This is a genomic window from Acinetobacter sp. CIP 64.2 (assembly GCF_000369645.1).
Taxonomy (GTDB): Bacteria; Pseudomonadota; Gammaproteobacteria; order Pseudomonadales; family Moraxellaceae; genus Acinetobacter.
Window position 1 is genome coordinate 36,704 of sequence record NZ_KB850126.1, and the last position, 13,814, is coordinate 50,517.

Sequence of the window (13,814 nt, forward strand, 5' to 3'; positions counted from 1 at the left end):
TGAGTTTGAAGCAATGTACTATGATAAGATTAACCCGTTAGGTCAGGTGGCTTAACTTAAATAAAAAAGTCTCCGACAAACCCGGTACGGTTCAGTGGCATAGATTAGCCAACCCACCAGCATTTGATGGGACAATAAACAATGATAAATGTGTTATTATTGTTGATGATACCCAGACCCAAGGTGGTACTTTTGCAGCATTAAAAGGTCATATTGAAACAACTGGGACGAATAAAGTTATTGGAGCATATGCACTGACGGGTAAACAATACTCATCACAATTAGCTCTAAGTAAAGAAACTCTTCAGCAATTGAGGGATGTATATGGTAATCTTGAAGCATGGTGGAAATCGATTTACGGGTACGATTTCGAAAGGCTCACAGAGTGGGAAGCAAAGTATATCCTCAACTCTCGTAAAACAGCTGACGAAGTCCGAGATAGAATCATTGCGTCAAAACAAACGTGATGCTTATGCACTTATGATGAAAATGAATTAATTATTATTTAATTAAGTTAAAAGACTGCTATATAGCGGTCTTTTTTGTTTTTGAGCTCTACAAATTTTAATGAGTACATATAGTTACTTTTATAAAAATGATAATAAAGGGTAGAGGAGGTCATCTAAGAATTTAAAGCACAAGACTTATTTAACATTGATGACAGAAAAAGTGAGTTGTTGGGAACTTAAAGAAGAGGTGGTACTTATAATGGTTACTAAAATACAAATACTTAAAATATTAAATATATAAAACAATATATTACAAATATATATGATGCGTAGTGTACGCATCATATATATTTTCTTCTATTTTGATATAATGGATCTCGTCAATCTGCTGATAGGTTTCATTTAAATTTCATGAGTCTTACTGAAATTAAAGTTCGCCAAGCTCATTGCAAGGAAAAAACTTGTTTTTTATCCGATGAAGATGGACTTAGCCTGAAGATTGAGCCGACTGGAAGAAAATCTTGGTGCTATCGCTATACAGATCCACAAACAAAAAAACGTCGCCGCATTCAGTTGGGGCTTTATCCTGATTTATCGCTGAAAAAGGCACGACAAGTCAAAGATGACTTTAAAGACAATAATTATTGTTTTGAGCATGATACTGTCTCTAATGTCATCACCTTTCGTAAGGTAGGGGAGGAGTGGCTGCAGTTCAAACTGAAAAATGCATTTAATGATTCACCCCGCTGCGGTGTACTACAGTTAGCAGAAAGATGTTTACAGCAAGATATTTATCCAGACCTTCAGGATTTACCTTTTCAAAACATCAAGCGTTATGACCTGGTTTCAGTAATCAAAAAAATAGAGGGACGCCAAGTAAAAGAACCTGTCAAGAAAGCTTGTAGTTATTTGAACCAAATTTATGACTACGCTGTAGCGATGGGTTATTGTGAATTCAACATCGCGCATGGTTTAAATAAAATCGCCATTAACAGTAAAATCAAGAAGAATTATCCGTATTTGAAAGCGGAGGATATATCAGATTTTAAGAAAAATTTATTAAAATTGGATGCCCATCCGATTATTAAAAAAGCACTGCTGTTCAAATTACATACTGGCGTGCGAGGGGCTGAATTGTTATTGGCTGAGCCTCATCATTTTGATTTAAATGAAAAAATCTGGAAAATACCTGCCTTGCATATTAAACAGTTTCGACGAAAAGTCATATTAGGCCATGAGATTCCCGACTTCTTAGTTCCACTTTCAGATCAGGCTTTAGATATTTTAAAAGACGTCATGCAATGGTCATACGGTGAAAAGTACATTTTTGCTAGCCCACGGAAACATAATCAACCGATTCATTTTAATACATTAAATATGGCTATACGTAAGATGGGCTATGGAAAACATCAATTATCCTCTCATGGACTACGTTCCACTTTTAGTACCATTTTGAATGACTCAGGTTTGTTCCAGGATAACTGGATTGAGGCACAACTTTCACATATTGATAAGAACCGTACCCGTGCCAGCTATAATCACGCTGACTATTTAGCCCAGCGGACTGAAATGATGCAGTGGTGGGGTGATTATTTAAGTACTGCTAAGTGAAAATCGTACTTTTATACATAGACTGGCTTTGTTGCACAAACCTATCTGTAAAGGCTTTTTCAGCGATATAATTTTCAAATGAAGAAGCCTACACACAAAATCTACCGCACAACCAATTGGCCCGCATATAACCGAGCACTCATTAATCGCGGAAATATTGCCCTTTGGTTTGATCCTGCTACGCAATGGTATGCTCCATCAAAAGGCAAACAAGGGCGAAATCAAACCTACTCCGACGCAGCCATCCAATGCTGCTTAATGATTAAATCCTTATTCCGTCTATCTTTACGTATGGTCACTGGCTTTGTGCAAAGTCTGATTAAACTTTGCGGATTAAATTGGACCGCACCAGATTACAGTACGCTTTGTAGAAGACAAAAGCATATTGATATTGCAATCAGCTACCAAAAAAGTAGCGATGGGCTGCATCTACTCGTAGACTCTACAGGGATGAAGTTTCTAGGTGAGGGCGAATGGAAACGCAAGAAACATGGAGCTGAATATCGTCGCCAATGGCGTAAACTACATATTGGTATAGATGCCAAAACCCTACAAATACGCGCTATTCAGCTCACAACCAATAATGTCTGTGATTCACAGGTGCTTGGTGATTTACTTAATCAGATTCCACAAGATGAGCAGATTGACTCTGTTTATACCGATGGAGCTTATGACACCAAGCAATGCCGTCAGGTCATTGCAGATCGGCAAGCACATGCGGTGATTCCACCTAGAAAAAATGCGAAACCATGGAAAGATACAAAGAGTAGCTCGCTAGAGCGAAATGAATTACTTCGAACAATTAAACGTTTAGGTAGGACACTATGGAAAAAATGGTCAGGCTATCATCGCCGAAGTTTGGTTGAGACTAAAATGCACTGCATCAAATTATTAAGAGATAAACTCAGTGCAAGGAGCTTTGATAGCCAAGTCAATGAGGTTCATGCACGTGTAGCAGTCCTCAACAGATTTACGGAATTAGGTCGACCACTTACCCAAGTTACGCCTTAAATTTGGCTCAATTAGGGGCGCTTTGCCTTTCAAATCTTTGTGCAACAAAGCCATTTGGAATATAAATAAGATTTAGTTAAAATTAACATTATTCATATAAATTAACATTATGTATTACATTTACTAATAATTTAAAATAATTAGTAGAAAAAAATTATGTTTTAATTATTTCTTTGATTATATAAGTTGAGAGTAAAAAATGATTAATACGGAATTTTCAAAGTGTATTTCTGCATGTACAAACTGTTCACTTATTTGTACTGAATGTGCAACTTCTTGTTTAAAAGAAAAAGATTTAGAGATGATGCGTGAATGTATTCAACGTTGTCTAGAATGTGCAGATATTTGTCAGTTATGTGTGCGTATGCAACAACATAACTCACCTTTCCTCAAAGAGATTTGTGAGCTTTGTGCTAAGATCTGTGAATATTGTGCGGAAGAGTGTGAAAAACATTCACATGATTATTGTAAAAAATGTGCTGAGGCTTGCCGTCAGTGTGCAGAAGAATGTCGAAAAATTGCCATGTAAAATACTTCAATAATGTTAATTATATGGCTCTAGACTAACATAATCATTCTACTAGTCTAGAGCCTTTCCTAAAATTAACATAATACACCTTATACGAAATTCTTATATTTTTTTCTTTATTTTTCAATGGTATAATACAATCTTTAAAGCCCCTTTTCTCCAATCGGGGCTTTTTTATGATTTATTACGTTCTCTAATCCCCCCATTTCTCTTAGGTCTCTTTTGTTAGCGCTGACTGGATATTGACGGTCATTTAATTCACAGCTTTAACCAAATCGAACTATATACATTTTCAAATTTCGTACTTGAGCGAAAGTAGGAAAGTGTTGCCTGGAGAGAATAAGAAATGGGTTCTACACGACTATTGACCAATATTATTCAGCGTAAAGTCATGTTGCCAGAAGAAATGTCACCTTCAATGCAGCGTGACAATTTTGAAGTGACACTGACTGATTTTGAAAAGCATCCAATCATCAAATGTTTATTTAAGGCGGATAACCAGCGTTCTACGGAATGTTGGAGCGTGCAAGAAATTGCAAACTTTATTGAGGATTGCACAGAAGATCAAAACATCAATTTATGCATTTTGTATTGGAAAGATATACACAGCAATATTTACATTATTGATGGAGCACATCGTCTTTCCTGTATCTATGCGTGGATCAATAGATATTTTGCGGATGAGCAAGTCCCTCAAGCACCTAATTTCAATGATCAACAAAAACAAGATATTCGTTACCTCCGCAATTATTTAGGAGATCTTGCTGATTTTCAAAAAATTTGTACTGATGCCGAATTTGCAGAAAAAAAAATCGAAATTAGGCGATATTAAAATCAGTTTCCGGCAGGTACTGGGGACCCCGGAAGATGCGCGACGGGTATTTCAATCGATTAACTCAGATACTAAACGTCTAGATAAATATGAGGAATATCATCTCAGAAGTCGCGGTAGTGACGCGTATTATGCGATCTATGCCTGTTGTTATATCAATGACAATAAATCTAACTTGGAAGAGCTCCAATATACACGTTTAAATGAGCTGATTGAGTTAGGGGAGAGGATCCATCAGCTCCTTTTTTCGACCATTTTATTAGACAATGAAATGAGTCATGGCAAAAAAATTGGCTTGGTCAATGAGTTGATGAATATCATTGCTGGTGATCAGATTCATAATATTATGAGTCTGAATCAGGGGGAACGCGTTGAAAACCTGATGTCGCATCTGTTGACCATTCTTTGCAGAATAGCGACGCCTGTAAAAAATACTGGGGTTCCGAGTTTGGGCTTTCATCCATACTTATATTTTTATAAGGACCAGCGTTTTCAGATTACTTCTTTTCTTGCATGGTTTTCAATTGTGTATGAAATTCATGAAAGCCTCATGCAGATTCATCATCGAACGATTAGTTTCAAAGACTTCACCCGGGTACGCCGTAGTATTGAGTTCTTGATCGCCAATTTCCCCGTGGCGACCACCGAAACGGTCGGCAAGTTCGGCAGTGAACCGTACCGGGTTTGTCGGAGACTTTTTTATTTAAGTTAGGCCACCTGACCTAACGGGTTAATCTTATCATAGTACATTGCTTCAAACTCAAAAGGCGATACATAACCCAGTGCACTGTGTACACGCTTTTTATTGAACCAATCTACCCAGTTTAGTGTCGCAAGTTGTACATCTGCTAAACCTTGCCAATCTGCTTTTAAATATTCAATCACCTCTGTTTTGTATAAGCCATTCACCGTTTCAGCCAGAGCATTATCGTATGAATCACCTGTTGTACCGACTGATGCTCGTAAATTTGCTGCATCTAAACGATTGGTATAGCGAATGGAAAGATATTGAACACCTCTATCGGAATGATGAATCACATTCTTTGGCATGCCTCGATCGTGCAATGCTTGCTCCAATGCATCGAGCACCATATCTGTATTCATCCGTGTAGATACTTTCCATCCAACAATTGCTCGTGAGAACACATCAATAATAAAGGCGGTATAGACCCAGCCTGAATGAGTTTGAATATACGTAAAGTCACCGACCCATAGTTGGTCTGGTTGATCAGCACTAAAATTCCGTTTCACTAAATCATCTGCCCGTTTTTGATCATCTCGGCTACGGGTGGTTTGTTTATTCTTACCACGCCAAACACCTTGTATACCTAGCTTTTGCATCAATCGAGCAACTGTACAACGTGCAATAACATAACCCTCACGTTTCAATTTTTGCCAAACTTTACGTACACCATATCGACCTGAACTTTCTTTCCAAATACGTTTGATTTGCTCTGCATGATGTAAATCATGCAGAGCACGTTTCGCTCGATGTTCTGGGTTATCAACGAAATCTAAAGCCCGATAATAGGTCGAAGCTGCAATCGGTAAAATTCTACAAATCGCTTCAACACCATATAACGCCTTATTGTTATGGATAAAATCCACCATTATTTGTGTGGGCGGTCGAGCTCCGCCTGGGCGAAAAAAGCGGCTGCTTTACGTAGAATTTCATTGGCACGTTTTAATTCTTTAATTTCACGTTCCATTTGCTTCATTTTTTCTTGGTCAGATACCTGTTGTACTTTGGCGGGATTTTGTTGATCTAAGTATTTTTGATACCAAACACGAAGTGTTTCAGGAGTACAGCCAATTTTAGGAGCAATTGCGGAAACTGCTGCCCAATTCGATGGATAATCTTTTTCAGATTCAATTAGTAATTGAACCGCTCTTTCTCTAATTTCGGGGGTATAGTTTGGTTTTTTCATCGGAATAGTCTCTCAGAATATTGAGTCTCCGACAAACCCGGTACGGTTCACAGTGGTATCAAGGGCTATGATCGGCTACAAATTGTCTATAAAGCCTTTATTTGCTTAAGCTTGGAAATGGAGGTTGATTTTGATGATGAGGAATGCCTGAATACCTTTATTCTGTCCATGTCTAAGGCCTTCAAGTACATAAACTTTAACGAGTTTTATGTCGAAAGATTTTTGGGTGGTTATGATGATGCAGTCGTCAAGCATGTGGTGGGATATGTGGAGTCGATTAGTCCAATTTCTCGGTCAAAGCCCAAGGCTTTTTCGGCATTAACCAAGAGTCTGCTTAAGCACAATTTTCTGGTGGGTAATCATAACTTTTGCCTCATTTGTGATGGATTGATCTATCTTGATTCTACTGAATCGGATCATCGGATTGCCAAAGCCGTAGGTGGGCAAGGTGTTCTAGAGAATGGTCTGCTGGTTCATCCCATCTGTAATAGAATGAAATCAGATCTGAGTCTGGAAGAGATTAGAGCGGATTTGTTTGGTGAATTACTGTATTAATCAACAGAGCGATGAGCTCATTTTTGCAGATGTATCAATGATTAATCACATGATTTAACTTTTGATACATTCAGCCAATGTGGTTATTTTTAATTCAGTCCAGAATCACAACCAGAAACTAGCTGTAGTTTCTGAATGACCGTCAAGGTCCTTAGTTTCGCCCATAGATTCCCTCTGTGGGCTTTTTTTTGATCAAAAATTGTATAGATGCTCTAAAATAAACCTTTTAGCATTTCATAAGCAATTAGGATTAAGGCTGAGACCATCAGCACAACAAAAATGAGTTCCACTCTAGTTAACATCTTAGTTCCATTTACTTTTCACTTAATTTATATAGCAGTTAACTCGTAGCATCAATGAAATAACATAACATGGAAAATAATCAAAAAGACAGAATTTGGATTTTGATCAGATCTGCATGTTTACATGCTTCTACAGCAGCTTTGAATGTTTCACTTAACCTTTAAACTTTTCTTAAAACTAAATATATTTACATATACATTCTAAAATTTGATAGAATTTATTAAAACTTTAGATTCTAAGTGTAAATAATGAGAAGTGCTAATATTCGACGTGATGGCTACTTAAAATTTCTGAATACATGGCAAGACCGTGATGTCATTAAAGTACTTTCAGGTGTGCGTCGCTCTGGAAAATCCACCTTATTGGCGATGTTTCAACAAGACCTAAAAGCACAGGGTGTACAAGCCGAAAACATCATTGCCATCAACTTCGAATTTATGGAATTTGAAGAACTCACCGATTACCGTAAACTACATGATTATGTATTGTCCAAAGTTGATAAAAGTAAAAAAAACTATGTTTTTTTAGATGAAATACAACATGTTACAAATTTTGAGAAAGTAGTCGACTCTTTATATGTTCGGGATTATATAGATTTATATATTACAGGCTCAAATGCATTCTTTCTAAGTGGAGAACTTGCGACTTTACTTACAGGACGCTATATCGAGCAACATGTTCTACCTCTGTCATTCCAAGAATTTAAACAGTGGCATATTGAAAATAATCCGATCATCCAACAATTATCCAATCGTGATTTGTATGCCATGTATACGCGCAGTAGTTTCCCTTATACGCTTGCCATGACTAGCCAGCAGGAAACCTATGATTACTTGCAAGCGGTCTATGCCAGTGTAATGTTTAAAGATGTTATTCCCCGTTTGAATACTGCCGATATTAACTCTCTCGAGCGTGTCGCAAGATATTTGGCAAGCGTGACAGGCTCACCTATTTCCATCAATAAAATTAAAAATACCTTTGTTTCAAGTGGGGTTAAAATTTCATTTGAAACAGTAAAACGCTATATTCAGGGCTTACAGGACAGTTTGTTATTTTATAGTGCCGCACAGTTTAAAGTACGCGGGCGTGAGTTATTACAATCCTCTGAAAAATACTATTTAGTTGATGTCGGATTGCGCCGGATTATGTTGCCTGATGCTAATGCTGATCAAGGTCATATCTTAGAAAATGTGATTTATCTTGAGCTTGTCAGACGAGGTTATACGGTCTATGTAGGGCGGGTTGATGAATATGAAATTGATTTTGTTGCTGTCGATACTTTACAGAATTTAACTTATTATCAGGTGGCATTAGAAACGCTCAATGAGGAGACACTCAGCCGAGAGTTACGTCCATTACAGAAAATTTCTGATTCGTATCCCAAATATTTGCTTACCTTAGACACGATAGGGACTGAAGCAAATTATAATGGTATTGTAAAAATGAGTGCTCTCGATTGGTTGCTATCTGAAAATAAGTAAAGTTGAGGGTAGACATGGATACTCTTATTTATTAATTAAAACTCAAAGACTTTTCAGCATCATTCAAGAATGTATTCAAGCATAATTTCTGCTCCAATTGTGATGGATCGATTTACCTCGATTCGATTGAGTCAGACTATCATGATTGAGCCAGAGTCGCTTACTGAAAGTAGCGAGAATTGCGCTGGAGTTTCTGAAGGATATTAATTCCTTAGTTTGCCCATTCATCCATCTGGGCATTTTTTTTGATCAAAATACAGTGCTGTTCTTGCTAAAAAATGACGGCACCCACCATAAAACACAATATTCCAAAAATAATCCAAGGCCAGATCTTTGTCTTCGGTTGTTCTAAATTCTGAGGATTATATTCCGTGTGTTCTAGCGATGTCGGTTGTGGAACACGGGTTTTTTTAGAGTAAGGCTGGTGTTTAGAGTAAGATAGTCCCGTACCTGGAATACCGACACTGGTTCGCGTACCTTTTTTCCCAATATTTAGAGAAGCACCAGGTTTGCCAATGCTGGCACTGCTGATGCCTTTATGGGTCAGATTAATTTTAAAACCCGGGAATAATTTAATACTTTTACGAAATCTAAAACCCATATTGCTCTCATTCTAAAATTTAGCTCAATTTACGCTCTACACCAGGATCCATGATCTGCTAGAGATCTTACTTTGACGGCTATCATCAGGATACTAGTATATTTTTTATCTGATGATTGCAATACTACCTTTAAATACCGTCAAAAATGTTTACTGTATATTTGCTGTAGGGTAATCTTAAAGCTGCTATTTATTGACTGATTGGTATATGACGACAGATAAGCATGAAGTCCTTCTTAGAATGAGAGCCATTGAACTCCTTGCATACTGGGAAGGTCGTTTGGTTACCAATCGTTTGATGAGTTGGTTTGGACTGAGTCGACAGCAGGCTTCTGCGGATATCAAGCGTTACAATACGCTGTATAACCCAGATGCCTTGATTCATGACCCCTCCGTCAAGGGTTATGTGCCTAAGGCCAGCTTCCAGCCTGTACTGACTACAGCGCACATCAATGAATATCTTAATATGCTGTCAGGTTTGGTTAGTGAATCGCATGCCCTGATTGCGATGCCAGAACCGAATCTTGCAGCAGTTCAATTACCTGATCGCAGTGTACGTCCTGAAGTGATTCGGGAAGTTTTGCGTGCCTGCCGCAACCAAAGTACTTTAAAAATGATTTATGCCTCGATGCAGAATCCGCAGTGGCATGAACGCATCATTTCCCCACACACCCTGGTGTATACCGGTTTTCGCTGGCATGTCCGTGCCTATTGCCATCAGAGCAAGCAGTTTAAGGACTTTTTACTCTCCAGAATTGATCGCACACCTGTTGTGGTGGCGATTGAGTCAGTAGACCCTGCTCAGGATCAGCAATGGCATGAAGAAATTGTACTGACGCTGATCCCTAATCCAAAATTGAATGAAGCTCAAAAAGCGCTGGTCGAAAAAGACTTCGGCATGCCTGATGGCAGATTACAGATTCCGGTCAAAAAAGCCCTGGCTCACTATACCTTGCAGCGATATCAGGCTGCGATCACGCTGGCTGAAGCAGATGATGCCTTGAAATATCCCTTGGTACTACAACGTTCAGATATCGAAAAACTGTCGTCTTATCTGTTTGATCAGGCCTCATAGGAGATTGGCCATGTTAGAACAATTTCATTATGACAGTGACCTGATTGGTGGTTCACTGATGGTGCGTGAAAGTCGGTTAATCGCGGATCTGTTATTGCGTGAGGCGACTCCAGAACAATGGCATCAGGCGATTCATGTGGACAATATTCTGCAAAAAAGAACACCTGCTTCAGCTCAACGCAATGCCACCGCTATTCGCAAGCGCCTGGAGCGTTTAGAACCTGATTTCTGGAAAGCTTTGCGTGATGGCGATGATGAGCTGGCGACCCAGGTGGCTTTTTGTGGGGCACTGGAACGCAACCTGTTGCTGCTTGAGTTTATGGAAACAGTGATGAGGGATGCCTATATCTCTCAGGCGCAACACTTGGACAGTTATATCTGGTCAGACTTTCTGGATGAGCGCTCACAACGTGATCCGGATATCTGTGATTGGAAAGAGTCCAGCAAGAAAAAAATGGGGCAGGTGGTGTTTCGCATGCTGGCAGAAGCCGGTTACTTAAAAAGTACCCGTAAGCTGGAGTTGCAGCGTGTGATCGTCAGAGCAGAGCTGCGTAGCCTGTTGGAAGAACATTATAAACAACGCATTAAAAGATCTATGGAAGTGTCGCTATGGACGCGGTAGTTGTAGAGGGGGCAGCAATGAGTCAAACAATACATGAGCGTCTGAATCAGATTCCAGAGCGAATTCTTTCCACCGAGTTTCTCACCGGTCAAGGATTGGGCAATGAAATTGGCTTCTGGATTTTTGATTATGCACCTGAAGATGAGTTGAAAGTGCGCGAATATCTGCATTTTCTAGACGGGATGCTGGAGAAAAAACACAGTCAGCTGAAGGTGGTGAATATCAACCTGCTGCAAGCCGTGGTGGATTATCTGGCTGAGCGTAACTTCATCGATAAAGCCATTCAAATGCAAAAAGCTAAAGGCGATGAGGCGCTGCTCAAAGCGCTGAAAGGCCCACTGCATATGGATAAGTTCGCGCCCTATCTGGTGAGTAAATATGCCACCAATGCGCAAGATATTGTGTTGATGACTGGGGTAGGGTCGGTTTGGCCACTGTTACGTGCCCATCACTTATTGAACAGTTTGCATTCGTTACTGGGGCATAAGCCAGTGGTGCTGTTTTACCCAGGTTATTACGACGGTCAAAGCATGAGTTTATTTGGAAAAATTCCAAGCAATAACTATTACAGAGCATTCAAATTAGTGCCATAACACGGCACATAAAATAGATAAAAATCAGGAAATTAATTGATATGAATATTAAAGAACTTTTTTACAAGCCATTAGATCGTGCGATTAACGGGGTCGTAAAAGCAGACCAGAATGACAATACTACGGTTTATCAGGAACTCGATGAGTATGTGGTCACCAATGAACTGGAAAAGCATTTTCGTGACTTTTTCCAGTCTTATGGTACAGACCTGAGCGATCCTTCGATTGCCAACCGGGTCGGCGTATGGATTTCAGGCTTCTTTGGTTCAGGTAAATCACATTTCCTGAAAACCTTGTCGTATATTCTGGCCAATAAAGTGGCACGTGATGCGCAAGGTAACGAACGCAGTGCTGCAGAATTCTTTGATGAAAGCAAAATCCGTGATGCGTTTATCCGTGCGGATATTGGCAAGGCGGTCAGCCATCATGCCGATGTCATCCTATTTAACATCGACAGTAAAGCCAGTTCAAATGATGACGGCAATCCGATTCTGAATGTGTTTTTACGGGTGTTTAACGAGTATCAGGGTTTTAGCGCGGATCATCCACATATTGCCCATATGGAACGTCACCTGAGCCAGAAAGGTGTCTACGAACGCTTTAAACAGGCGTTTGAGGAATCTAGCGGCATGTCCTGGCTAGAGGAGCGTGACGGCTATCAGTTCTATCAGGATGATGTCGAAACCGCGATTTCCCAAGCCCTCAACTTATCTGCTGAAGCTGCGCATAAATGGTTTGAGGATTCTGAGCAGACCTTTAGTGTTTCGGTTGAAAACTTCTGTCAGTGGGTGAAAGAATACCTAGACAGCAAAGGACCCCAGCAACGCATATTGTTCTTGGTCGATGAAGTGGGGCAGTTTATTGGCAGCGATACCCGCTTGATGCTGACACTGCAAACCATTACTGAAAACTTGGGTACGATCTGTAAAGGCCGCGCTTGGATTATCGTCACCTCGCAGGCTGAACCGTACCGGGTTTGTCGGAGACTTTTTTATTTAAGTTAAGCCACCTGACCTAACGGGTTAATCTTATCATAGTACATTGCTTCAAACTCAAAAGGCGATACATAACCCAGTGCACTGTGTACACGCTTTTTATTGAACCAATCTACCCAGTTTAGTGTCGCAAGTTGTACATCTGCTAAACCTTGCCAATCTGCTTTTAAATATTCAATCACCTCTGTTTTGTATAAGCCATTCACCGTTTCAGCCAGAGCATTATCGTATGAATCACCTGTTGTACCGACTGATGCTCGTAAATTTGCTGCTTCTAAACGATTGGTATAGCGAATGGAAAGATATTGCACACCTCTGTCGGAATGATGAATCACATTCTTTGGCATGCCTCGATCATGCAATGCTTGCTCTAATGCATCAAGCACCATATCTGTATTCATCCGTGTAGATACTTTCCATCCAACAATTGCTCGTGAGAACACATCAATAATAAATGCGGTATAGACCCAGCCTGAATGTGTTTGAATATACGTAAAGTCACTCACCCATAGTTGGTCAGGATGATCAGCATTAAAATTACGTTTCACTAAATCATCTGCCCGTTTTTGATCATCTCGGTTACGGGTGGTTTGTTTATTCTTACCACGCCAAACACCTTGTATACCTAGCTTTTGCATCAATCGAGCAACTGTACAACGTGCAATAACATAACCCTCACGTTTCAATTTTTGCCAAACTTTACGTACACCATATCGACCTGAACTTTCTTTCCAAATTCGTTTAATTTGTTCAGCATGATACTCATCATGTAGATCTCGTTTCGCTCGATGTTCTGGATTGTCAGTGAGATCTAAAGTTCGGTAATAGGTTGAAGGTGCAATCGGTAAAATTCTACAAATCGCTTCAACACCATATCGATCTTTATTGTTATGGATAAAATCCACCATTATTTGTGTGGGCGGTCGAGCTCCGCCTGGGCGAAAAAAGCGGCTGCTTTACGTAGAATTTCATTGGCACGTTTTAATTCTTTAATTTCACGTTCCATTTGCTTCATTTTTTCTTGGTCAGATATCTGTTGTACTTTGGCAGGATTTAGTTGATCCAGATGCTTTAAATACCAAACACGCAATGTTTCAGGAGTACAACCGATTTTAGGAGCAATAGCTGTGATTGCTGCCCAAGTAGAAGGATAATCTTTTTCAGATTCAATTAGTAATTGAACCGCTCTTTCTCTAATTTCGGGGGTATAGTTTGGTTTTGTCATCGGG

General features: G+C 39.5%; 10 protein-coding genes, 4 pseudogenes and 2 other annotated features. Of the genes and pseudogenes, 11 read left to right on the forward strand and 3 right to left on the reverse strand.

Features of this window, described 5'->3' with window-relative positions:
- Positions 1-89 precede the first annotated feature (89 nt).
- The 5 genes and pseudogenes from F895_RS20445 to F895_RS20450 all read left to right on the forward strand — a co-directional run.
- Positions 90-467, forward strand: a pseudogene (locus F895_RS20445) (phosphoribosyltransferase); the annotation flags it as partial.
- A gap of 393 nt (positions 468-860) precedes the next feature.
- Positions 861-2,060 (forward strand): tyrosine-type recombinase/integrase, encoded by a 1,200-nt coding sequence (locus tag F895_RS00250; protein ID WP_000059658.1) that lies wholly within the window; start codon positions 861-863, stop codon positions 2,058-2,060.
- 78 nt (positions 2,061-2,138) lie between these two features.
- A complete protein-coding gene (locus tag F895_RS00245; RefSeq protein WP_000743262.1) occupies positions 2,139-3,071 on the forward strand; it encodes an IS5 family transposase in 933 nt (310 codons plus the stop codon).
- A gap of 199 nt (positions 3,072-3,270) precedes the next feature.
- Complete coding sequence (locus F895_RS00240) at positions 3,271-3,600, forward strand: four-helix bundle copper-binding protein (protein ID WP_004827037.1); 330 nt, start codon at positions 3,271-3,273, stop codon at positions 3,598-3,600.
- A gap of 346 nt (positions 3,601-3,946) precedes the next feature.
- Positions 3,947-5,102, forward strand: a pseudogene (locus tag F895_RS20450) (HNH endonuclease); the annotation flags it as partial.
- A 38-nt stretch (positions 5,103-5,140) separates the two neighbouring features.
- On the opposite strand, the gene F895_RS00225 reads toward F895_RS20450, so the two are convergent.
- A protein-coding gene (locus tag F895_RS00225; RefSeq protein ID WP_155757834.1) for an IS3 family transposase occupies positions 5,141-6,360 on the reverse strand; the annotation gives its coding sequence in 2 pieces (ribosomal slippage) (positions 5,141-6,084 and positions 6,084-6,360; 1,221 coding nt in all).
- Positions 5,969-6,085 (reverse strand) — a sequence feature (AL1L pseudoknot). Its footprint overlaps the gene before it by 117 nt.
- Before the next feature lie 39 nt (positions 6,361-6,399).
- Between F895_RS00225 and F895_RS00215 the strand changes: the two are divergent.
- A pseudogene (locus F895_RS00215) lies at positions 6,400-6,915 on the forward strand (HNH endonuclease signature motif containing protein); the annotation flags it as partial.
- Between the two features lie 551 nt (positions 6,916-7,466).
- Complete coding sequence (locus F895_RS00210; RefSeq protein WP_001255534.1) at positions 7,467-8,699, forward strand: ATP-binding protein; 1,233 nt, start codon at positions 7,467-7,469, stop codon at positions 8,697-8,699.
- 271 nt (positions 8,700-8,970) lie between these two features.
- On the opposite strand, the gene F895_RS00205 is transcribed toward F895_RS00210, so the two are convergent.
- Positions 8,971-9,300, reverse strand: coding sequence for a DUF4236 domain-containing protein (locus tag F895_RS00205; protein WP_000506885.1), 330 nt, complete (start codon positions 9,298-9,300; stop codon positions 8,971-8,973).
- Between the two features lie 208 nt (positions 9,301-9,508).
- On the opposite strand from F895_RS00205, the gene F895_RS00200 reads away from it, so the two are divergent.
- The 4 genes and pseudogenes from F895_RS00200 to brxC all read left to right on the forward strand — a co-directional run.
- Positions 9,509-10,375 (forward strand): BrxR family helix-turn-helix transcriptional regulator, encoded by an 867-nt coding sequence (locus F895_RS00200; protein WP_004827030.1) that lies wholly within the window; start codon positions 9,509-9,511, stop codon positions 10,373-10,375.
- A gap of 10 nt (positions 10,376-10,385) precedes the next feature.
- Entirely contained in the window at positions 10,386-10,997 is a 612-nt protein-coding gene (locus F895_RS00195) for a DUF1819 family protein (RefSeq protein WP_005244973.1), read from the forward strand.
- A 17-nt stretch (positions 10,998-11,014) separates the two neighbouring features.
- On the forward strand, positions 11,015-11,590 hold the full coding sequence (locus F895_RS00190; RefSeq protein WP_026040240.1) for a DUF1788 domain-containing protein: 576 nt from the start codon (positions 11,015-11,017) through the stop codon (positions 11,588-11,590).
- Between the two features lie 41 nt (positions 11,591-11,631).
- A pseudogene (gene brxC, locus F895_RS00185) lies at positions 11,632-12,555 on the forward strand (BREX system P-loop protein BrxC); the annotation flags it as partial.
- Positions 12,556-12,590: 35 nt separating this feature from the next.
- On the opposite strand, the gene F895_RS00180 reads toward brxC, so the two are convergent.
- Positions 12,591-13,810 (reverse strand): IS3-like element ISAba19 family transposase gene (locus F895_RS00180; RefSeq protein ID WP_155757835.1). Its coding sequence is split into 2 segments (ribosomal slippage): positions 12,591-13,534 and positions 13,534-13,810, totalling 1,221 coding nucleotides; the frame shifts between segments, so codons are not numbered across the junction.
- Positions 13,419-13,535, reverse strand: a sequence feature (AL1L pseudoknot). It overlaps the preceding gene by 117 nt.
- Positions 13,811-13,814: the final 4 nt, after the last annotated feature.